The organism is Bradyrhizobium sp. 35 (assembly GCF_023073215.1).
GTDB classification, from domain to species: domain Bacteria; phylum Pseudomonadota; class Alphaproteobacteria; order Rhizobiales; family Xanthobacteraceae; genus Bradyrhizobium; species Bradyrhizobium canariense_D.
This window is the reverse complement of sequence record NZ_JADPJC010000108.1, coordinates 41908-61038: the sequence shown is the minus strand read 5'-3', so window position 1 is coordinate 61038 and position 19131 is coordinate 41908. Positions and strand designations below refer to the sequence as shown.

Annotated in this window: 23 protein-coding genes and 1 pseudogene; 6 read left to right on the top strand and 18 right to left on the bottom strand. The window is 64.3% G+C overall.

Features of this window, described 5'->3' with window-relative positions; genetic code table 11:
* The first annotated feature begins 38 nt into the window (after positions 1 to 38).
* The 3 genes from IVB36_RS21625 (at position 39) to IVB36_RS21615 (ending at position 2252) form a co-directional block, all read left to right on the top strand.
* Positions 39 to 443, top strand: a complete 405-nt coding sequence (locus tag IVB36_RS21625) for a DUF4260 domain-containing protein (protein ID WP_247362385.1) — start codon at positions 39 to 41, stop codon at positions 441 to 443.
* A 140-nt stretch (positions 444 to 583) separates the two neighbouring features.
* A complete protein-coding gene (locus tag IVB36_RS21620) occupies positions 584 to 1177 on the top strand; it encodes a hypothetical protein (protein ID WP_247392992.1) in 594 nt (197 codons plus the stop codon).
* Positions 1178 to 1256: 79 nt separating this feature from the next.
* A complete protein-coding gene (locus tag IVB36_RS21615; RefSeq protein ID WP_247392945.1) occupies positions 1257 to 2252 on the top strand; it encodes a dienelactone hydrolase family protein in 996 nt (331 codons plus the stop codon).
* Between the two features lie 146 nt (positions 2253 to 2398).
* Here the strand turns inward: IVB36_RS21615 and IVB36_RS21610 are convergent, their stop codons facing one another.
* From IVB36_RS21610 to IVB36_RS21590, 5 genes are all read right to left on the bottom strand, one after another.
* Positions 2399 to 3055 carry a carboxymuconolactone decarboxylase family protein gene (locus IVB36_RS21610; protein ID WP_247362381.1) on the bottom strand — a complete coding sequence of 219 codons (657 nt, stop codon included), beginning with the start codon at positions 3053 to 3055 and terminating at the stop codon, positions 2399 to 2401.
* A gap of 62 nt (positions 3056 to 3117) precedes the next feature.
* The gene (locus IVB36_RS21605; RefSeq protein WP_085364670.1) at positions 3118 to 3936 is read right to left on the bottom strand and encodes a penicillin-binding transpeptidase domain-containing protein; all 819 of its coding nucleotides are present in this window, start codon (positions 3934 to 3936) and stop codon (positions 3118 to 3120) included.
* Positions 3937 to 4005: 69 nt separating this feature from the next.
* Positions 4006 to 4266: an EscU/YscU/HrcU family type III secretion system export apparatus switch protein gene (locus IVB36_RS21600; protein WP_085351295.1), complete on the bottom strand. Its 261-nt coding sequence runs from the start codon at positions 4264 to 4266 to the stop codon at positions 4006 to 4008.
* Positions 4263 to 5861, bottom strand: coding sequence for a flagellar hook-length control protein FliK (locus tag IVB36_RS21595; RefSeq protein WP_247392944.1), 1599 nt, complete (start codon positions 5859 to 5861; stop codon positions 4263 to 4265). Before IVB36_RS21595 ends, IVB36_RS21600 begins: the two co-directional genes overlap by 4 nt.
* Positions 5862 to 5918: 57 nt before the next feature.
* Positions 5919 to 6713, bottom strand: coding sequence for an ATP12 family protein (locus IVB36_RS21590; protein WP_247362379.1), 795 nt, complete (start codon positions 6711 to 6713; stop codon positions 5919 to 5921).
* Positions 6714 to 6787: 74 nt separating this feature from the next.
* Between IVB36_RS21590 and IVB36_RS21585 the strand changes: the two genes are divergently transcribed.
* A complete protein-coding gene (locus IVB36_RS21585; RefSeq protein WP_247392943.1) occupies positions 6788 to 7234 on the top strand; it encodes a hypothetical protein in 447 nt (148 codons plus the stop codon).
* Positions 7235 to 7284: 50 nt separating this feature from the next.
* Here the strand turns inward: IVB36_RS21585 and IVB36_RS21580 are convergent, their stop codons facing one another.
* The 7 genes and pseudogenes from IVB36_RS21580 to IVB36_RS21555 form a co-directional block, all read right to left on the bottom strand.
* Complete coding sequence (locus IVB36_RS21580; protein ID WP_247362374.1) at positions 7285 to 8499, bottom strand: RluA family pseudouridine synthase; 1215 nt, start codon at positions 8497 to 8499, stop codon at positions 7285 to 7287.
* Positions 8496 to 8645, bottom strand: a complete 150-nt coding sequence (locus IVB36_RS21575; protein ID WP_247392942.1) for a hypothetical protein — start codon at positions 8643 to 8645, stop codon at positions 8496 to 8498. The genes IVB36_RS21580 and IVB36_RS21575 overlap by 4 nt, the downstream gene beginning before the upstream one ends.
* Complete coding sequence (locus IVB36_RS21570; protein WP_018456469.1) at positions 8642 to 8932, bottom strand: helix-turn-helix domain-containing protein; 291 nt, start codon at positions 8930 to 8932, stop codon at positions 8642 to 8644. The genes IVB36_RS21575 and IVB36_RS21570 overlap by 4 nt, the downstream gene beginning before the upstream one ends.
* Complete coding sequence (locus IVB36_RS40515) at positions 8932 to 9081, bottom strand: type II toxin-antitoxin system RelE/ParE family toxin (RefSeq protein ID WP_345946252.1); 150 nt, start codon at positions 9079 to 9081, stop codon at positions 8932 to 8934. Before IVB36_RS40515 ends, IVB36_RS21570 begins: the two co-directional genes overlap by 1 nt.
* A 58-nt stretch (positions 9082 to 9139) precedes the next feature.
* Positions 9140 to 9280: pseudogene (locus tag IVB36_RS40510) on the bottom strand (type II toxin-antitoxin system RelE/ParE family toxin); the annotation flags it as partial.
* Positions 9281 to 9343: 63 nt separating this feature from the next.
* The gene (locus IVB36_RS21560; protein WP_247362371.1) at positions 9344 to 10678 is read right to left on the bottom strand and encodes a replication-associated recombination protein A; all 1335 of its coding nucleotides are present in this window, start codon (positions 10676 to 10678) and stop codon (positions 9344 to 9346) included.
* Positions 10675 to 12081 carry a DegQ family serine endoprotease gene (locus IVB36_RS21555; RefSeq protein WP_247362368.1) on the bottom strand — a complete coding sequence of 469 codons (1407 nt, stop codon included), beginning with the start codon at positions 12079 to 12081 and terminating at the stop codon, positions 10675 to 10677. Before IVB36_RS21555 ends, IVB36_RS21560 begins: the two co-directional genes overlap by 4 nt.
* 310 nt (positions 12082 to 12391) lie before the next feature.
* On the opposite strand from IVB36_RS21555, the gene IVB36_RS21550 reads away from it, so the two are divergent.
* Positions 12392 to 14005: an OprO/OprP family phosphate-selective porin gene (locus tag IVB36_RS21550; RefSeq protein ID WP_247377506.1), complete on the top strand. Its 1614-nt coding sequence runs from the start codon at positions 12392 to 12394 to the stop codon at positions 14003 to 14005.
* Positions 14006 to 14086: 81 nt separating this feature from the next.
* Positions 14087 to 15100 (top strand): zinc-binding alcohol dehydrogenase family protein, encoded by a 1014-nt coding sequence (locus IVB36_RS21545; protein WP_247377504.1) that lies wholly within the window; start codon positions 14087 to 14089, stop codon positions 15098 to 15100.
* A 31-nt stretch (positions 15101 to 15131) separates the two neighbouring features.
* Here IVB36_RS21545 and IVB36_RS21540 read toward each other — a convergent pair whose 3' ends face one another.
* From IVB36_RS21540 to rpsM, 6 genes are all read right to left on the bottom strand, one after another.
* Complete coding sequence (locus tag IVB36_RS21540) at positions 15132 to 15425, bottom strand: DUF1330 domain-containing protein (protein WP_247392941.1); 294 nt, start codon at positions 15423 to 15425, stop codon at positions 15132 to 15134.
* 9 nt (positions 15426 to 15434) lie between these two features.
* A complete protein-coding gene (locus IVB36_RS21535) occupies positions 15435 to 16223 on the bottom strand; it encodes an SDR family oxidoreductase (protein WP_247297052.1) in 789 nt (262 codons plus the stop codon).
* Between the two features lie 159 nt (positions 16224 to 16382).
* Positions 16383 to 16799, bottom strand: a complete 417-nt coding sequence (gene rplQ / locus IVB36_RS21530) for a 50S ribosomal protein L17 (RefSeq protein WP_247362361.1) — start codon at positions 16797 to 16799, stop codon at positions 16383 to 16385.
* A 135-nt stretch (positions 16800 to 16934) separates the two neighbouring features.
* Positions 16935 to 17966, bottom strand: coding sequence for a DNA-directed RNA polymerase subunit alpha (locus tag IVB36_RS21525; protein WP_007603046.1), 1032 nt, complete (start codon positions 17964 to 17966; stop codon positions 16935 to 16937).
* 111 nt (positions 17967 to 18077) lie between these two features.
* Complete coding sequence (rpsK, locus tag IVB36_RS21520) at positions 18078 to 18467, bottom strand: 30S ribosomal protein S11 (RefSeq protein WP_007603045.1); 390 nt, start codon at positions 18465 to 18467, stop codon at positions 18078 to 18080.
* A gap of 122 nt (positions 18468 to 18589) precedes the next feature.
* Positions 18590 to 18958: a 30S ribosomal protein S13 gene (rpsM, locus tag IVB36_RS21515; RefSeq protein ID WP_018456460.1), complete on the bottom strand. Its 369-nt coding sequence runs from the start codon at positions 18956 to 18958 to the stop codon at positions 18590 to 18592.
* Positions 18959 to 19131 lie beyond the last annotated feature (173 nt).

The following is a 19131-nucleotide window of genomic DNA, read 5'->3' as shown; positions in this document are numbered from 1 at the left end:
AGCGCAAGGAATTTCAAAGTTTTGCGTAGGAGGCGAGCATGACCGAAGGAACGGCGGAGACCGGCGCGGCGACGGGCGGCGTCAACATCCTGCTGCGGCTGGAGGGCCTGACCCTGTTTGTGGGGATGGTGATGCTCTACTGGACCTGGGACGGCTCCTGGCTGGTCTTTGCCCTGCTCTTCCTTGTCCCCGATCTGAGCTTTCTCGCCTATCTTGCCGACGCCAAACTCGGCGCGATGGTCTACAACGCCGCCCACAGCTACATGGCGCCGGTCGCGCTGCTGACGCTCGGCTTCGGCCTCGCCTCGCCGCTCACACTGTCCATCGCCTTGATCTGGCTCGCCCATATCGGCATCGACCGGGCACTGGGCTATGGCCTCAAATACTCGGCCGGGTTCGGCTTCACCCATCTCGGGCGGATCGGCCAGCAGAAGAGCGGCTGACGCAATTGCAAATCTGGTCCCGCCCGGTTGACCGGGCGCGGCGATTCAGGCTTGCTCAAGGCTTACGATCAGGCGCCGAATGTTGCGTGAGCTCAGTCGGTACGGCGGCGGTCATCATTTCCGGCTGCAAGCATCACCTCATGTCCGCGACGGTCGTTCCCCTGCCGCCGAACTCGTCGTCCGAAACCACCGACTTCCTGCGGCGCATGGCCAGCATGGTGTCGGGGCGGAACGGCGAAATGCTGCTGCGCGCCGCCGCGCTGATCGAGTCGCTGACGCAGCGGGCGATGTCGGCGGAACGCCTCTATCACCGGGAGCACGAAGAGAACACGCGCAACAGCAAATTGCGCGAGGCCGGAGAGATGGCGTCCGACGCCATGGTCAAGCAAATCGACGGGCTGCGCAGCCAGCTTGCCGAAGTCACCGCGGCCGCGGCGGCCGAGCGCGCGGCATTCGATGCCGAGCGCGGCAAGCTGCTCGGCCTGATGCAGCATGCGGAAAGCCATATCGGCCAAGTCACAAGCGAGCTGGAGACGCTGCACGCCTCGATCGACCATTTCAACGAGACCGTCATCTCCGTGCCAATCGAGGTGCTGCGGCTGGCGCGCACCCAGTTCGATTTCCTCTCCGCCGGCTTTGCCCGCAAGGGCGACGTGATCTCGCAGGCGATGAGCGAGATTGGCGGTTTTGCGATCGACCAGGCACTGACGGTGAAGAAGCCTGACACCGCCTGAGGCGAACCGCCGGCCTGCGTCAAATTGACAGCGCGCGGGCCTGTTGTTTTACTCACTGAAAATCACGGGGGAGGATCCGATGCCGTTGGCATACCGCGTCGCCATGGCGCTCTGCATTTCAACGCTGTTCGTCGACATGGGCGCCCACGCACAATCGCTTCCCAGGGAAGTCGCCACCCGCGCCGAGATCTATCCGATCCCCTCGCTCACCCTCTCCGATCAGCAATTCCTCAGCGGTGACGCCGCGGCCGGCAAGCCGGTGACGGTCGCCGGCGAACTGCGTGTGGCGCAAGGCAGCGGAAAACTCGCCGTCGTGGTGCTGATGCACGGCTCGAGCGGCGTCGGCGCAACGACCGAAGCCTGGGTGCACGCGTTCAACGCCATGGGCATCTCGACCTTCGTGATCGACGGCTTTACGGGCCGCGGGCTGACGGTGGTGGGTCCGAACCAGGCCCTCCTCGGCCGGCTCAACCTCGTCATCGACATCTACCGCTCGCTCGAGATCCTCGCAAAACATCCGCGCGTCGATCCTGATCGCATCGTGCTGATGGGCTTTTCACGTGACGGACAGGCGACGCTCTATGCGAGCCTCGACCGCTTCCACAAGCTCTGGAACAAGTCAGGCATCCAGTTCGCCGCTTACATTCCCTTCTACCCCGACTGCTCGACCACCTATCAGAACGACACGGAGATCGCCGCGCGCCCGATCCGCATCTTCCACGGCACGCCCGACGACTACAATCCCGTCAAGAGCTGCAAGGCCTTCGTCGAGCGGCTCAAGACGGCCGGCCGCGACGTGGTGCTGACCGAATATCCTGATAGTGCGCATGGTTTTGACAGTGGGCTGCTCGGCGTCAATACGATTGCCGTGTCCACGGGCGCGCAGACGGTGCGCAACTGCCAGATCCGCGAAGGCGATGGCGGCGTCCTGATGAACGGCGATACGAAAGCGCCGTTCACCTACCAGGATTCCTGTGTCGAGCTCAATCCGCATGTCGGCGGCAATCCATCGACTGCCGCCGAGTCACGTAAAGCCCTGGAGGAGTTTTTGCAGGCGCTGTTCAAGCTGGGTTGAGAAGCATCTCGGCCTGCATGGTTCGAGACGCCCGCTTTGCGGGCTCCCCACAATGAGGGTCTGTCTTCTTACCGCAAACAAGTCCTCATCCTGAGGAGCCTGCGAAGCGGGCGTCTCGATGGATGGCCGCAACAAAACTGCCTCCGCTACGGCTCGCCCGGCTTGAACGGCTCCTGCTTGTCCGGCGGCACGGTCTCTTCGGCCATTGCGAGCAACATCGCGACCATCACGTAATTGCCGGCGAGCGCGGTGAGGTCGACGATCTGCTGGTCGTTGAAGACCTTCTTCGCGCGCGCATAGGTTTCGTCGCCGACCTTCTTCGTCGTGGTGAGCTCGGTGACGAAGTCGTAGACGACGGCCTCCTCCTCGGCCATGTTCGCAGGCCGCTTATTGGCCTTCAGCTCCGCGATGATGTCGGGCGACAGGCCCGCCTTCGCCGCGAGCGGCGCATGGGCGTACCACTCGACCTGCGAGCGCCATTGCCGCCCGATGATCAGGATGGCGAACTCGTTGAGTTTTGTCGGGACCGAGGTTTCCCAGCGCAGATAATGGAACAGGTCGAACAGGCGCTGGCCGAGCACCGGGCTGCGGATCATCGGGTTGTAGGGACCGCCGATGCCGACGCTCGAGACCTTCATGATCTGCTCGCCGAGCGGCTTCTGCTTGGCGTCGAGCTGGTCCATGGTGAGCTGAGGAAAGCGCGGCTCCCTGCTGGTGACGGGACCGGCAAACATCGTGGCGGCGAGCCAGCCGCCTGCGGCGGCAAGCGTGAGCGACGGCAGCCAGAGTGGCGTTGAGTTCATGTTCTCCTCCCGGTTTTTCTTGACCCGGGGGATGCTAGTCGAGCGGCGCCAGCGCGGTATCGCTAGATAGCGCCGATCTCGGCAAGGCAGGCTTGCGTCAGCGGCATGCGCTCTCCGACCAGGCGCGGCTCCTTGCAGTCCATGTTGAGCGCGAACACGGTGTGCGCTTCGCCCTTCTCGGCCCAGCCCACCATCCAGCCAAGCGATGGCTCGCCGCGCTCGGCGCCAAGCAGCCCGGACTTGGCGCGAATGACGCTATCGCCGACCTTGGTCACCGGCAGGATGTCAGCGACGAGATCCTGGCTGCGTTTCGAGATCGGCAATGCGCGGCGGCGCAGCCGGTCGATGAAATCGACCTGCTCGACCGGATCGATGCGCAAGGCGCCGGTGAGCCAGAACTGGTCGATGCCGCCGCCGATGTCGCGATTGCCATAGTCGAACAGATCGACGTACTTTTGCATGCGTTCTTGCCCGATCCGGCGCGCGATCTCCTGATAGACCGGCACCGCGCTGACGAGAATCGCGCTGCGCAGCGTGTGGTCCTTGTTCCAGGCCTCGATCGGACGCTTCACGCCGTCCCAGGGAAATACGTCCTTGTCGGGGTCAGTGACCACGCCGGTTTCGAGCGCAATCAACGAGTTCGGAATCTTGAAGGTCGAAGCCGGCAGCTTCGCCTCGCCCGAACGTTCCTTGTCGCTGGCGACGACCAGATAGTCCTCGACCTTGTAGCCGACGAACGTCCCCGCCGTGCCGAGGTCAGTGAAGCGCTTTGCGAGGCTGTCACGGATTTCATTTCGCGGTGGCGCGACGTGAGCGAATGCACGCGATGGCAGGATCGCGGTTGCGGCGAGAAGGCCGAGAGTGGAACGGCGGGTGAGCACTGGCGGTGTCCGTTACGCGATGAAGATGGCCGCGACCATGCAGCCGCTAACGTGGTGAAACGATGACAGCTACCGCCTGCCCGACAGCCGCAGCACGAACACCAGCACTTCGGCGACGGCCTTGTAGAGGTCCGGCGGGATCTCCTCGCCGAGTTCGACCTTGGAGAGCGCACCGGCCAGGATCTCGTTCTCCTCGATCGGGATGTCGTTGGCTTTGGCGATCTCGACGATTTTTTCGCCGATCGTGCCCTTGCCCTTGGCGACGACGACCGGCGCGTTGCTGCCCCTCTCGTAATGCAGCGCAATCGCAAGCTTCGACGGGTCGCTCATGTAGCGCGATCCAGAAAGTGGCCGGCGCGGGCCGGTGCGGGCTGTGGCGGCGTGCCATCGCGGACCAGGATGTCGCCGGGCTTGAGCTCGGCCCTGGTCAGTGCCTGGTTGAGCTCGCCGATTCCGGCGCGAAGCTGCTGTGCGGTCGTCGGCCGCTCCGCCCACATCCGCACGAAGGTCTTGTCACCGTTGAGCGTAATCAAAGCGTGCACGGGGCCGGCGGGCTCGACATTGAGTGTAAAGCGCGCACGCCAGGTGCGCCTGGCGGGATCGGCGGATTCATTGCCGCCGTCGCGCGAGATCTCGAACTGCGCCATTGCAGTGCCCTGCGGCGTTGCGAACGGAATCTCGAAATTCCACTGCGGCACGCTCGGATCGATCCTGTGACCGCTGGCGTCGGTGCGATCGGGGAGCGAAGCAACCTGGAGCAAGGTCTGGCGCGCGATCGCGGCATCGGTGTCGTCGAGCAGGCGATGCACGGTCGCGGCAAGAGGCGTATCCGGTACGAGTGACGGCGAGGCAATGAATTGCGGCGACGGCAGCGCGCCGCGAACCGGTGGTGGCGTCGCGCGCGCGGCGGCTTCGAAAATATGTCCCTCGGGTACGGCCTTGTTCGAGCCCGGCACGTTTCCCGTCATTCGCGGCAGGCTTTGCGTGATCTCTTGCAGGAGGCTGGCGGCAAGGCCTGCGGTCATGCCCCGCGGCACCGCGGCCTGCGGAGCACCGCCAGCGATGTCCGCCAACACAGAGGCTGCGAGATTGACGCTGCGCGGCATTTGCGGTGATTGGGCGATCTCGGGTTCGGTTGCGGGCAATGCGGCTTGCGTCTCCGCGGCAGCGAGCTGCGGTGTCGCCACGGTACCAGCCGGAAGGGCGGCACCTTGCGCCTGTGGCGCGATCGCCTCGAGCGTCGTCAGCGTTTGGCGCAGCACCAGCAATGCCGCCTTCAGGTCTGGCATCGTGCCGGAGGACGGCGTCGCGCCCTCGGCGAGCGAGGCTTCGAGGAATAGGCCGGATTTTTGGAATGCGGATTCAATGTCGCCGCCATCGAGGCCGGTGTTGAGCGGCGTCTGCTGCGCCAGCACGCCTAGCATCGCCTGCTTCAGCCCCGCCGGAAGATCGCTGCCGGTGACGACCGCGGCCAGATTGGCGAACAGCGGCGCCTGGCTGCCCTGCTTTGTGACCGCCTCGGCCGAAGCTACGGTAACGGCGACCTGCTCCGATGGCGTCAGCACGTTGCGTCCCGCACTCGCCGACGGAGCAATCGGCGGGCTGTCAACCAGCGAGGCCACAGCCGGCGTCAGCGTGACCTGATCGGCGCTCGCCTCGCCTGCCCCGCCCATGACGGCGAGCCGGATGGTGCCGCCGTTCTGCGACACCGCAAGCTGGAGATTTTGGCCTGGTGCCAGCGCCACCTCGGACATCACATCCATCGACAGGTTGGCGATCGCGATCCGCACCAGATTATCGGCGAGCACGCTGACGACTCTTGCGTCGACGACGCTGCCGGCCTGCAGCACAAGATCGGGAGTCACCGCGTCAGCAACAGGGCTGGCGGCACTGACGGGAACGATCGAGCTTATCGGCGTCGGCATGGCGAGGGGCCCGGGGAGCGTAGGCCCTACCCTAAGGCCGCCCTCGTAAACCTCTCGTTAAGGACCTTTGGCCGCCGGCGGGTTCACAGCGGCCAAAACCGTCACGGCGGCCTGAAAGTCCCTGAGGCGGGCGGCGCGGCGGCCGACCGCTTCCTCGTCCACGCCCCATTTCTCGTCATTCCAGTCCTCATCGACATAAGCCGCCGCCCAGACCTGGCCGGCATCGCGCACGCCATGGGCCAGCGCCAGCGCCAGCAGGGCCGAGCCGGTCAGGGTGGTGATCACGTGGAGGGCGGCGACCGACCAGGCATCCCTCGGCAGCGCCGCACGCGCGGCCTGGACGGCCGCCTCCGGCTGCGTCACAGGCATGACGCCTTCCGACAGGATGAAATGCCCTCCCAGCGTCTCCGCGGCCCAGAACAACACGGGGTCCCAATGCGCGGCCTCGCGGGCGACGAGCCCCTCGGGATGGCCGGCGCGATAGAACAGCAGATCGGACTGGAGATACTTTGCGAGGTCGTCGCTGACGAGATCGACGCGGTCGACGACGCCCTCGACCACGCTATTGGCGATCCGCGTCAGCGGCATCGTCATGGGATTGATCGTCTCTTTCTGATCCGCCCACTCGGCAGCCACTGCGTCGGCTAGCACGCGCGCAGGGATGATCACCTGGCGGCCGGACGGCGTGCGGATCGCCTTGCCGTCAAGCGTGATGGCAAAGCCGCCCTCAGCCTCAGCGACCCCCACCTCCTTGTAGAAGCGCTTGCGCAGCGGCACGCGCGAGGCCTGGCGGACCAACTCCTGCGGATCAAGCGGGGATCGCCCCGCAGCTTCATCGAACAATTCGCGCATCTGGTTTTCGGCCCTGATCACTCAATGCTAGGCTTGTAAGGTAAGAGCGACGACCGATAAAGCGAGCGGCAGGTATGAGGGAACTTGCAGGCATTGCGGCTCTCCTTGCCGGGTTATGGCCGGCCGCGGCGCAGGCCGGCTTTCGGGCTCCGGAATCGGTGGTCCGCAACGTCTACGCTCATTACGGCCAGGGCGCGCCGGAGCTCTCAAAAGGCCTGCCGCGGGATGGCGCCACCGCCCGGCAATTCTTCGACCCCTCCTTGTGCAAGGTGTGGTCCGCGCCGCGGGTCGAGCCCTACGATTTCCTAGTGCAGAGCCCGAGCTGGAAGCTCGGCCCCGTCGCGATCGCGGTCGTTCGCAGGCAATACGACAAGACCTATGTCGCGGCGAGTTTCGACAATCGCGGCCGGCCGGTGACTCTGAACTTCATCCTGGTCAGCGGACCCGAGGGCTGGTTGATCACGGATGTCCAGAGCCCGCACGATAGCCTGCGGATGTTTCTGGAGCAGTTTCGGAATTGAGCGGGTTTCATGATTCGGGGCGCAGCGAAGCAACCCAATAGCAAACTCAACTACTCCTCCGGCGCGTTCTCGATCGGATCAAACCGGCTCGCATCGAGCCCGAGCAGGTTCCATGACTGCTGCATGTGCTGCGGCAGCGGCGCGGTGGCATCAATGAAGCCGCCGCGGGGATGCGGGATGACGATGCGGCGCGCCAACAGGTGCAGCCGGTTTTGCAGGCCGCCCGGCAGTTGCCAGTTCTCGATGTTGAAATATTTGGGATCACCGACGATGGGGTGGCCGATATGTTCCATGTGGGCGCGCAGCTGGTGGGTGCGCCCCGTCACCGGCTTCAGCGACACCCAGGTCAGCTTGTTGCCGGCGGTCTCGACCACCGCATAATATGTCACCGCGTGGCTTGCGCCCTCATCGCCATGCTGGGCGATGCGCATGATGGTGTCGTCCTCGCTCTCCTCCTTGGCAAGGAAGGTCGAGATGCGGCCCTGCTTTGGCTTCGGCAGCCCCGGCACCAGCGCCCAATAGGTCTTTCGCGCCGACCGCGAACGGAAGGCGCCGGTCAGATGCGAGGCGGCAAAGCGGGTCTTGGCGACTAGGAGACAGCCCGACGTCTCCCTGTCGATGCGGTGTACGAGGCGCGGCTTCTGGCCCTTGGAATCGCGCATCACCTCCAGCATCTGGTCAATGTGTCGCGTCATGCCAGAGCCGCCCTGCACGGCAAGTCCGGCCGGCTTGTTCAGCACGAGAACGTCGTCGTCCTCGTAGATTGTCATCTCCTTCAGCGCGGCAAGCGTCTTTTGCGCCGCCTCCGACTGCGGGTTGGGTGCCTTTGGCGTGTCGAGCTTCAGCGGCGGAATGCGGACGCTCTGGCCCTCCTCCAGGCGGTCCTTGCTGTCGACGCGCTTGCCGTCGACGCGCAGCTCGCCTTTACGAACCACGCGCTGGATGTGGGAGAACGACAGGCCGGGAAAGTGCGCTTCAAGGAAGCGATCGACGCGCATGTTGTTCTCGTCGGCCGTCACCTTGACGGTCTGCACCTTGGTCGGCAGCAATGCCTCGACGGGCTTTGCCGGTGCAGCCTTTTCCGGTTCGGCTTTGGGCGCGCGCCGGTCAACGCGCTCGCTCGCAAAGCGCGGCGGCTTCGTGCCCGGCTTGCCGCCAGGCCGCAGCCCAGCAGGCTTCGCGCTGCGCGCCTTGAACGGACGCGCCTCCTTGCGCTCATCGCGCTCGCGAGGTTTCGGGTTCATTCTCTTGATGCGGCGGCTCATGCGGTGTTTCCAAGCTTTGGTGTCAACTGTGTATCGGCGCGCCGAGGCAGTGACGCGACTTCCGCGCCCATCTCGTTCTCCGCCAGCCGCAGGTCATATTGCTGTTGCAGGTTCATCAGGACGGCGCCTGGCACGAGCGAAGTCATACCAATTCGACTCGTAGAGTACGGCCAACCGCACTTGCGGCGCGTTGCAGTGTATCCAGCGTCACCGAGGGGGTCGCGGGATCAAGGAGCCGATCGAGCTGACGACGACTGGTCCTCATGCGTGCGGCCATCGCCGTCTTCGTGATTCCCTGCGTCTTCATCGCCTCCGTCAATTGCTCAGCGATAAGCTCCTTGAGAGCACGCTCCTCACAAGTCCCAAGTATACCTTGCTCGGTAAGAAACTCGTCGAACGTTTCTTTGCTCACGTGCGCTTTGCTTTTCGTCATCACGTCACCTCTCGCCTGCGCTTCAGCGCAAGGTCAATATCCCGCTTTGGCGCTTTCTGCGTTTTCTTGATAAAGCCGTGGAGCAGGATCATCTGACCGTCTTCCAAACAGAAGATCACTCGCGCAATCCGGTTGCTCGTCGAGATCACTTCGAACCTCCCACAATCCATCCCCCAGCGGGGCACAATGCGGGCGTCCGATCGGCCAACCGAATTCGACTTTCTGAATATCCTTCCCGACAGTTTTTCGATCTTCAGAAGGCAAATCCAATATCCACTCGCGAACAGGATTTCGACCTGTCGAGCTGACGTAGAATCTCGCGGGAAGCTTCTTCGTGCGATCGATCATTCGGCTGCGCTTATGTGTCATTTTTGACACGTAAACGCAAGCGCCTTCTCAGCGACGCAGAACCTACTTCCCACCCCGCTCCTTCCGCAACTTCGCCCAATAATCCAGCCGCTTGCGGATCTCCCGCTCGAACCCCCGCTCGGGCGGGTCGTAGAAGGTCTGGCGGCCCAGGGCTTCCGGGAAATAATCCTGGCCGGAGAAGGCGTCGGGCGTGTCGTGGTCGTATTCGTAAGATGCGCCGTAGCCTTCCGACTTCATCAGCTTGGTCGGCGAGTTGAGGATGTGTTTCGGCGGCAGCAGCGAGCCGGCCTGCTTTGCGACCTGCATCGCCTTGCCGAAGGCGGTGTAGACGGCGTTCGATTTCGGTGCGGTGGCGAGATAGACCACCGCCTGCGCGATCGCGAGCTCGCCCTCGGGATGACCGAGGAAGTCGAAAGCGTCCTTGGCCGCGTTGGCGATGACCAGCGCCTGCGGATCGGCAAGCCCGATATCCTCGACTGCCATGCGCACGACGCGGCGGGCCAGGAACAGAGGGTCCTCGCCGGCATCGAGCATGCGCGCGAGATAATACAGCGCGGCATCGGGATCGGAGCCCCGTACCGACTTATGCAGCGCCGAGATCAAATTGTAATGGCCGTCGGCCGACTTGTCGTAGATCGGCGCCCGGCGCTGCAATATCTCCTGCAACTGCGCGGCGTCGAAAATCTCGTCCTTGCGCGCGGCGCGCCAGACTTCCTCGACGAGCGTCAGCGACGCGCGGCCGTCGCCATCGGCCATGCGCACCAGCACGGCGCGCGCTTCCTCGTCGAGCGGCAGCTTGCGGCCCTCGACCTCCTCGGCATGCGCAAACAGCTTTTCGATCGCGGCCGCGTCGAGCGAGCGAAACACCAGCACGCGCGCCCGTGACAAAAGCGCCGCGTTGAGTTCGAAGGACGGGTTTTCGGTGGTGGCGCCGACCATCACCACCGTGCCGTCTTCCATGACCGGCAGAAACGAATCCTGCTGGGCGCGGTTGAAGCGATGGACCTCGTCGACGAACAGCAGCGTGCCCTTGCCCATCTCGCGGCGTGCACGCGCGGCCTCAAAGGCCTTCTTCAAATCGGCGACCCCGGAGAACACCGCAGAGATCTGCTCGAAATGCAGATCGGTGGCGTCCGCGAGCAGCCGCGCCACCGTGGTCTTGCCGGTGCCGGGCGGGCCCCAGAACACCAGTGAGCCCAGCGTACGCGTTTCCAGCATGCGCGTCAGCGCGCCGTCGGGACCCAGAATGTGATCCTGGCCGACGACCTCCGAGAGCGCGCGCGGCCGCAGCCGATCCGGCAGCGGATGCGGAGCCTCGTGATCGAGCCCCGCCGCGGCGAAGAGAGTTGGCGTCTCCTGTGGTCGCTTCGGACTCATCCGCCCAGCGTGACGTTGATCTGCTGGCCGCCACGCACCAGCGTGATGCGCCAGATGCGCTGGCGCTCGGCCGCCGCCTTCTCGAGATCGCTGGTCTTGCTGATCTTTTGGTTGTTGACCGCCAGGATGACGTCGCCCTTCTGGAAGCCGACATTCGCGGCCGCACTGTCGCCGCCGAGATCGGTGACCACGACGCCTTCGGTGTCGGCATCCAGATGCAGCTCGTCGGCCAACGCCGGGGTGATGGTCGAGACCTTCGCACCTTGGAGAGGCGAGCGCGCGGTGATGACGAGCTCGTTGCGGCCGGCATCGGGCGCGGCGTCCAGCGCCACCGTCAGCTTGATCGGCTTGCCACCGCGCTGCACGTCGATCTGCGCGGTGCCGCCAAGCGGCCGTGTGGCGAAACGATAGTCGAAGGCGTTGGGATCATCCACGGTCTGGCCGTCGATCGAGACGATCAGGTCGGAGGATTTCAGCCCGGCCTTGGCCGCCGGTCCGTTCGGAACGACGCTTGCGACCAGCGCACCGGTCGGCGAACGCAGGCCGAGACTCTCGGCGATCTCCGGCGTCACCGCCTGCAATTTCGCCCCTAACCAGGGCCGCTTCACCGCCTTGCCGCCGCCCTTGGCGGAGGCGACGACGACGCGCACCATGTTGGCGGGGATCGCGAAGCCGATGCCCTGCGAGCCGCCGGAGCGCGAATAGATCGCGGTGTTGATGCCCGCGAGCCTGCCGTTCATGTCGACCAACGCGCCGCCGGAATTGCCAGGATTGATCGCCGCGTCGGTCTGGATGAAGAACTGGTAGTCGGTGATACCGACCTGCGTGCGCGCCAAGGCCGAGATGATGCCGTGGGTCACGGTCTGGCCGACGCCGAAGGGATTGCCGATCGCCATCACGACGTCGCCTACCATCAGCTCGTCCGAATTGGTGAATTCGAGAGCCGGAAACTTCTCCTTGGTGTCCTTCAGACGCAGCACCGCGAGATCGCTGCGAGAGTCCTTCAGCACGATCTCGGCCTCGAACTCACGCTTGTCCGACAGGGACACCTTGACCTGGTCGGCGCCTTCGATGACGTGGACGTTGGTGACAACGAGCCCCGACGCATCGACGATCACGCCCGAACCGAGCGAGCGCTGCACCTGCTCCTGCTGTTGACCGGGCACGCCGAAGAACCGGCGGAAGATCGGGTCGTCGAGCAGCGGGTTGCGGTTCTGCACCACCTTGGCGGCGTAGACGTTGACAACCGCCGGCTGCACCCGCTGCACGATCGGCGCATAGGACAGCCGCAGTTCGGCGGGCGAGGACGGCACTCGGCGGTCCTGCGCAGCGGCCGGATTGAAGTTGGCCGAAAAGGCTATGCACAGTGCCGTGGCGACGGCGCTCCAGGTCGATCGAAACATTCCTACCTCTTGGAAAAGACGCCGGAATATAGGCGCGTTCGCCCCCCATTAGAAGGGCGCCCGGCGGCATATTCGACCCCCTTTGGCGTGTCCGGCCTGCAAGCTGTGCGTGCGAAACAGCAATTTGCCGGGGCTGTGGATTGGCATGATGTGCGTCATCTTGCATGGTGGTGCAAGGCGGATTCGGTTGCGGCGAATTTACACCAGTGGGAACCGCGCAACCGGCCGCAGCGTCGCGGGGTAGTCATCGATCAAACCTAGGCTCTCCGCCAGCGACTTGGGGAAGTTCGTCAAACGATGGAGTCATGACGTGAGCAGGACAAGAATTGCAGCCACGGCGATGGGTCTCGCCGCCGCACTGGCAGCCTCGCAGGCCCAGGCCCAATCGGCGAGCAGCAGCGACCAGGAGATCGCGCTCCTGAAGCAGCAGCTGAAGATGCTGGAGCAGAAGCTCGACAAGCTCCAGAGCCAGACCGCCGCGAATACCGCGGCCACAGCGAAGGCCAGGCTTGAGGCGAAGGCGGAGGCGAAAGCTGAAGCGCGTTCCGAAGCGAAGGCCGCCGTCGCCAACGCCAACGCGGCGATCCCGCTCAAGGGACCGGCGCCCGCATCCGGCGTCGTCGTGACAATGCCGAACAACCGACCGACCATCTGCACTGCCGATGGGGCTAACTGCGTCGGGATCACAAGCCGTGTGCATTGGGATGTCGGCGGCTACGACTATCGGCCCAACACGGCGGCGACCGTGCCGCAAAAGCTCGACAGCGGCGAGAACGTCCGCCGCGCCCGCATCGGTGTCGCCGGCAAGTTCTTCCACGACTGGAATTTCGCGCTGGTCTACGACTTCGGCGGCTCCTCCGACGGTTTTGGCGGCGCAGCTCCGGGTTCGCTGCCCGGCGGCGGCGTCTCCGGCATCGAGAACGCCTATCTCAGCTATACCGGCCTGAAACCGTTCGGCGGCAAGATGGCCATCGAAGGCGGCATCATGGACCTGCCCTACACCCTCGATGAGGCCACGAGCTCCAACGACATCATGTTCATGGAACGCGCCTCGGCGGGGATCGTCGCCACGAGCATCGCTGCGGGCGACTTCCGTTCGGCGGTCGGCACGCGCTGGTACAACGACGTGTTCTGGGCTGGCGCCTATGTCACCGGTCCCGCCACCGGTGCGATCCACTCAGCGTCGAGCGTTGCGCCGAACGGCACCACGGAACAATACGGCGCGGTCGCGCGTGTCGCCGGCCAAGTCGTCAGCGGCAAAGACTACTCGGTCCATCTCGGCGGCAATGCCGAATGGCTGATCCAGCCGACGCGCAATCTGGTGACGGGTGCACAGACGGTGACGCTGAACGATCGTCCGGAACTGCGCATCGATCCCACGGCGCTGGCTACGACCGGCGCAATCGCCAATGCCTCCGGCGCGCAGGTCTACAGCGTCGAAGCGGCCGCCACCTATGGACCGCTGATCCTGCAAGGCGAGTATTTCTGGTACAACATCGATCGCAGCGCCAATACCGGCCTGCCGCCGCTGGGTGCGCCAAGCCTCAAATTTCAGGGCGGCTATGCGCAAGCCGGCTACGTGCTGACGGGCGAGGGTCGCAGCTATAATGCGGCCAATGCGGCCTATGGCGGCGTCAAGCCGGCACACCCGTTCTCCCTCGAGGGCGGCGGCTGGGGCGCGTGGGAGGTCGCGGGACGCTTCTCCACGATCGACCTCAACGATCAACTCGGGACCGCAACCGGCATCGCAGGCGGCCGGCAGACCGTCTACACGGCAGCGCTGAACTGGTATGTCAACGGCAACGTCCGTTTCATGCTGGACTATCTGCATGGCACGGTATCGAGGCAGGCCACGCCGATCTCGACCGCTGATGTCGGTTCGAAGTTCGATGCGGTCGCGATGCGGACGCAGTTCGCGTTCTAGGTCTCGCTTGTCATCCCGGGGGCGCGCGAAAACGCGAACCCGGGACCCGGCATCTGCAACACTATCTGAAGGAGACAAGCCATGAAGGCCGTCGGCTACAGGAAGTCGCTTCCGATCGAGGATCAGGACGCGCTGTTCGATTTCGAGACCGCCAAGCCCGAACCCAAGGGCCGTGATATCCGCGTGGCTGTGAAGGCGATCTCGGCCAATCCGGTCGATTACAAGGTGCGCAAGCGCGCAGCCCCGCCCGAGGGCGAGACCAAGATTCTGGGCTATGACGCGGCCGGCGTTGTCGACGCCGTCGGTCCCGACGTCACGCTGTTCAAGCCAGGCGACGAGGTATTTTACGCCGGCTCGATCCTGCGCCAGGGTACCAATTCTGAATTCCACCTCGTCGACGAGCGCATCGTTGGCAACAAGCCGAAGAGCCTGTCGTTCGTGCAGGCCGCCGCCCTCCCGCTCACCTCCATCACCGCCTGGGAATTGCTGTTCGATCGGCTCGGTGCGGTGCCCGGCAAGAGTGTCGATCCGCGCACGCTCTTGATCACGGGCGGCGCTGGCGGCGTTGGCTCGATCCTGATCCAGCTCGCCCGCCGCCTCACCGGGCTGACGGTGCTCGCGACCGCGACGCGGCCGGAGTCGCAAAAATGGTGCCTCGGTCTCGGCGCGCATGCGGTGATCGACCACGGCCAACCGATGAAAGAGCAGGTCGAGAAGCTCAAGCTGCCGCCCGTCGCGCTGGTGGCGAGCCTCACATTCACCGACCAGCACTACAAGAGCATCGCCGAGTTCATGGCGCCGCAGGGCAGATTCGGCCTGATCGACGATCCCCCGGAATTCACTGTGAGCGCGTTCAAGGGCAAGGCCATCTCGGTGCATTGGGAATCGATGTTCACGCGCTCCTCCTTTCAAACCGCCGACATGATCGCGCAGCATCATCTGCTCAACGACGTCGCCGACCTCATCGACAAGGGCGTCTTGCGCACGACGCTCGACCAGACCTTCGGCACCATCAACGCGGCCAACCTCAAGCGCGCGCATGCACTGCTCGAGAGTGGCAAGTCGCGCGGCAAGATCGTGCTGGAGGGGTGGTAGCGGCCACTCACTCCGTCATGCCCGGGCTTGTCTACGGTGCCACGCCCTCGACAAACAGCAGCCGACGCTCCAGCGCCGTGTGCCGCAGCTTCAGCGCCTCGGCGTACTCGGCCGAGGCATACCATTCCTGCGCCCGCGCCATCGATGGGAACTCCACGATGATGATGGTCTTGGGCGGCGGGCCGCCCTCCACCAATTCGGCGGCGCCGCCGCGCACGAGATAGCGGCCGCCATATTGCACGATGGTTGCTGCGGCCAGCTCGCGATAGGCTTCCATCGCGGCTCTGTCGCGTACCTCGACCTCGGAGATCACATAGGCCGGCATCCGCAGGCCTCAGGCAATCGTATTGATGATGCCGCCCTCCGCACGCAACGCCGCGCCGTTGGTCGCCGAGGCTTCCTTCGAAGCCGCATACACCACCATGTTGGCGATCTCATCGACGCTGGCGAAGCGCTGGAGCAGCGAGCTTGGGCGATGTTGTTTGACGAAATTGGCCGCGGCCTCATCGACCGACTGGCCGTTCTGCTTGGCAAGATCCTTCACGAACGTCTCGACGCCCTCCGACATTGTCGGGCCCGGCAGCACGGAATTGACGGTGACGCCGGTGCCCCGTGTGAGCTGCGCCAGGCCCCGCGCGACCGAGAGCTGCGCCGTCTTGCTCATGCCGTAGTGGATCATCTCGACGGGAATGTTGAGCCCGGACTCCGAGGAGATGAAGACGATTCGGCCCCAGTTGCGCTTGAGCATGCCTTTCATATACGCACGCGAGAGACGCACGCCGCTCATCACGTTGACCTCGAAAAAGCGGCTCCAGTCCTCGTCCGGAATGTCGAAAAAGTCCCTCGGCTCGAAGATGCCGGCATTGTTGATGAGGATGTCGACGTCTGGCAGCGCCGCGGCCAGCGCCTTGCAGCCCGCCGCGGTCGAGACGTCGGCGGCGATGCCGCGGACCTTTCCGCCCGCCCCTTCCAGCTTGCGCACGGCCGCATCGACCTTGTCCTGGCCGCGTCCGTTGATCACGACGCTCGCACCCGAGCCGGCAAGGCCCTTGGCGATGGCGTGGCCGATGCCGGCAGTCGAGCCGGTGACGAGGGCGGTCTTTCCGGATAGGTCGATGTTCATGCGTGATCTCCGTTGATGCTTGCGGAGATATTGGGCGCTGCCGGCACGATAGCAATCGGCACTCACCGACGCGTGAGGAGCGGGACGTAACCAACAGGACGGCCAATAAAAAAGCGGCGCCCGAAGGCGCCGCTTTCTGAAAACTCTCTGCCGGTCGGCTTATGCCGCCTCGGCTTCCTTTTCCCGCACCGGACCGGAATCCAGGCCCTTGGCATCGACATCACGATCGACAAACTCGATCACGGCCATCGGGGCGTTGTCGCCGTAGCGGAAGCCGGCCTTGATGATGCGGGTGTAGCCACCCTGGCGATCCTTGTAGCGGGGCGCGAGCGTGTCGAACAGCTTCCTGACCTGATCCTTGTCACGCATCTCCGAGATGGCCTGACGGCGCATGGCCAGCCCGCCCTTCTTGCCGAGGGTAATCAGCTTCTCGACGATCGGACGCAATTCCTTCGCCTTCGGCAGCGTGGTGACGATCTGCTCGTGCTTGATCAGCGCGGCGCACATGTTGGCGAACATCGCGCGGCGATGCTCAGCGGTGCGGTTGAGCTTGCGATGAACCTTGCCGTGACGCATTTATCTATTCCTTGAATTTCATTCGTCGCGACGGTTCGTCGGACCAGTTGCTCAGGTGGGCTGCCTGCGTTCGCCCGCTAAGGCGCGATGAATTCGCGCCTCAGCCTGTTGTCGTTCAGCCTGTCGTCGTTCGGATCAGTAGTGATCCTCGAAGCGCTTGGCGAGCTCGTCGATGTTCTCCGGCGGCCAGCCCGGCACTTCCATGCCGAGGTGCAGACCCATCTGGGCCAGCACTTCCTTGATCTCGTTCAGAGACTTGCGGCCGAAGTTCGGAGTGCGGAGCATTTCCGCTTCGCTCTTCTGCACGAGGTCGCCGATGTAGACGATGTTGTCGTTCTTCAAGCAATTGGCCGAGCGCACCGACAGCTCGAGCTCGTCCACCTTCTTGAGGAAGGCCGGGTTGAAGGCGAGGTCCGGGATGATCTCCTGGGCGACTTCCTTGCGCGGCTCTTCGAAGTTGACGAACACGTTGAGCTGATCCTGCAGGATGCGCGCCGCGTAGGCCACGGAATCATCCGGCGTCAGTGCGCCGTTGGTCTCGATCGTCATGGTCAGCTTGTCGTAGTCGAGGATCTGGCCCTCGCGGGTGTTCTCGACCTTGTAGGAGACCTTGCGGACCGGCGAGTACAGGCTGTCGACCGGGATCAGGCCGATCGGTGCGTCCTCGGGGCGGTTGCGCTCGGCGGGAACGTAGCCCTTGCCGGTTGCGACCGTGAACTCCATACGGATCTCGGCGCCCTCATCGAGCGTGCAGATCTGCAGGTCGGGATTGAGCACGACGACGTCGCCCACGGTCTGGATGTCGCCGGCGGTGACGACGCCCGGTCCGGACTTCTTGACGACCATGCGCTTGGGGCCTTCGCCCTGCATCTTGATCGAGATGTCCTTGATGTTGAGCACGATGTCGGTGACGTCCTCACGGACGCCCGCGATCGAGGAGAACTCGTGCAGCACGCCGTCGATGTGCACCGACTGCACTGCCGCGCCCTGGAGCGAGGACAGCAGGATGCGGCGTAGCGCGTTGCCGAGCGTCTGGCCGAAGCCGCGCTCGAGCGGTTCGGCGACGATGGTCGCGAAACGGGTCGGATCGCTGCCGGGCTGTACCTGCAGCTTGTTCGGCCGAATCAGTTCTTGCCAATTTTTCTGGATCGTCACTGTTTCACCCATACAGGCCAGTCAGACTGCTGTTGCAGGCACTGGCGTTGGAGAAAGGCCGCAGATCATTTCCACGGCTTTGCAAAAAATCATCGCGGGCGCCAATGCGCCCGCAATCTGGTATCAAACGCGCCGACGCTTACGGGGACGGCAACCGTTGTGCGGGATCGTGGTCACGTCGCGGATCGAGGTGACGGTGAAGCCCGCGGCCTGCAGCGCCCGGAGCGCCGATTCGCGGCCCGAACCGGGACCGGCGACTTCGACTTCCAGCGTGCGCATGCCGTGCTCCTGCGCCTTCTTCGACACGTCCTCGGCGGCAACCTGTGCGGCATACGGGGTCGACTTGCGCGAGCCCTTGAAGCCCATCGTGCCGGCGGAGGACCAGGCAATCGTGTTGCCCTGCGCGTCGGTGATGGTGATGGTCGTGTTGTTGAACGACGAGTTCACGTGCGCGACGCCGGAGGCGATGTTCTTGCGCTCACGACGACGAACGCGGGTGGCTTCCTTGCCCATAGACTACCTTTCCTGAAGATCTCAACGCCGCCGTAATGCCAGCGGCTACACCTGTGGAACGAAAGGCGCGTGGCGAACGGGTCATCCCCGGGTCGCCACACGCCGTGATTGGATGCGAAAACTTACTTCTTCTTGCCGGCAATGGCCTTGGCCGGACCCTTGCGCGTACGCGCGTTGGTGTGGGTACGCTGGCCACGCACCGGCAGACCGCGACGATGGCGCAGGCCGCGATAGCAGCCGAGGTCCATCAGACGCTTGATGTTGATGCCGACCTCACGACGCAAATCGCCCTCGACCATATAGTCGCGGTCGATCACTTCGCGGATCTGGAGCACTTCGGCGTCGCTGAGCTGATTGACGCGACGATCCACCGGGATCTTCACCTTCTCCAGAATCTCACCGGCGATCTTCTGACCGATGCCATGGATGTACTGGAGCGCGATCAGCACGCGCTTGTTGGTCGGGATGTTCACGCCGGCAATACGGGCCACGGCCTTCTCTCCTGTCGCCAATCCCTCGTCAGGAATCGGGCTTTAAGTGCTTGGTTTCTCGGGCAGGTGTTCACAAACGCGAACACGACGCCCACCCCTGGTCTTCCTGGGGCCCGGCATCGTTTGAAACTATCCGACTTGGATGCGGGCTTATTAGGGGATTCAGGGGGCTT

Excerpts from the sequence above, each read along its gene's own strand:
- IVB36_RS21545 (WP_247377504.1), top strand. The coding sequence starts at position 14,087 with ATGAAGGCCGTCGGCTACAGGAAGTCGCTTCCGATCGAGGATCAGGAC.
- IVB36_RS21570 (WP_018456469.1), bottom strand. The coding sequence starts at position 8,932 with ATGACGAAAAGCAAAGCGCACGTGAGCAAAGAAACGTTCGACGAGTTT.
- IVB36_RS21620 (WP_247392992.1), top strand. The coding sequence starts at position 584 with ATGTCCGCGACGGTCGTTCCCCTGCCGCCGAACTCGTCGTCCGAAACC.
- IVB36_RS21625 (WP_247362385.1), top strand. The coding sequence starts at position 39 with ATGACCGAAGGAACGGCGGAGACCGGCGCGGCGACGGGCGGCGTCAAC.
- IVB36_RS21615 (WP_247392945.1), top strand. The coding sequence starts at position 1,257 with ATGCCGTTGGCATACCGCGTCGCCATGGCGCTCTGCATTTCAACGCTG.
- IVB36_RS21585 (WP_247392943.1), top strand. The coding sequence starts at position 6,788 with ATGAGGGAACTTGCAGGCATTGCGGCTCTCCTTGCCGGGTTATGGCCG.
- IVB36_RS21590 (WP_247362379.1), bottom strand. The coding sequence starts at position 6,713 with ATGCGCGAATTGTTCGATGAAGCTGCGGGGCGATCCCCGCTTGATCCG.
- IVB36_RS21575 (WP_247392942.1), bottom strand. The coding sequence starts at position 8,645 with ATGACTTCGCTCGTGCCAGGCGCCGTCCTGATGAACCTGCAACAGCAA.
- IVB36_RS21555 (WP_247362368.1), bottom strand. The coding sequence starts at position 12,081 with ATGTTTCGATCGACCTGGAGCGCCGTCGCCACGGCACTGTGCATAGCC.
- IVB36_RS21610 (WP_247362381.1), bottom strand. The coding sequence starts at position 3,055 with ATGAACTCAACGCCACTCTGGCTGCCGTCGCTCACGCTTGCCGCCGCA.
- rplQ (WP_247362361.1), bottom strand. The coding sequence starts at position 16,799 with ATGCGTCACGGCAAGGTTCATCGCAAGCTCAACCGCACCGCTGAGCAT.
- IVB36_RS21600 (WP_085351295.1), bottom strand. The coding sequence starts at position 4,266 with ATGAGCGACCCGTCGAAGCTTGCGATTGCGCTGCATTACGAGAGGGGC.
- IVB36_RS21535 (WP_247297052.1), bottom strand. The coding sequence starts at position 16,223 with ATGAACATCGACCTATCCGGAAAGACCGCCCTCGTCACCGGCTCGACT.
- IVB36_RS21595 (WP_247392944.1), bottom strand. The coding sequence starts at position 5,861 with ATGCCGACGCCGATAAGCTCGATCGTTCCCGTCAGTGCCGCCAGCCCT.
- rpsK (WP_007603045.1), bottom strand. The coding sequence starts at position 18,467 with ATGGGCAAGGAAGCCACCCGCGTTCGTCGTCGTGAGCGCAAGAACATC.
- IVB36_RS21525 (WP_007603046.1), bottom strand. The coding sequence starts at position 17,966 with ATGGGTGAAACAGTGACGATCCAGAAAAATTGGCAAGAACTGATTCGG.
- IVB36_RS21580 (WP_247362374.1), bottom strand. The coding sequence starts at position 8,499 with ATGAGCCGCCGCATCAAGAGAATGAACCCGAAACCTCGCGAGCGCGAT.
- IVB36_RS21560 (WP_247362371.1), bottom strand. The coding sequence starts at position 10,678 with ATGAGTCCGAAGCGACCACAGGAGACGCCAACTCTCTTCGCCGCGGCG.
- IVB36_RS21540 (WP_247392941.1), bottom strand. The coding sequence starts at position 15,425 with ATGCCGGCCTATGTGATCTCCGAGGTCGAGGTACGCGACAGAGCCGCG.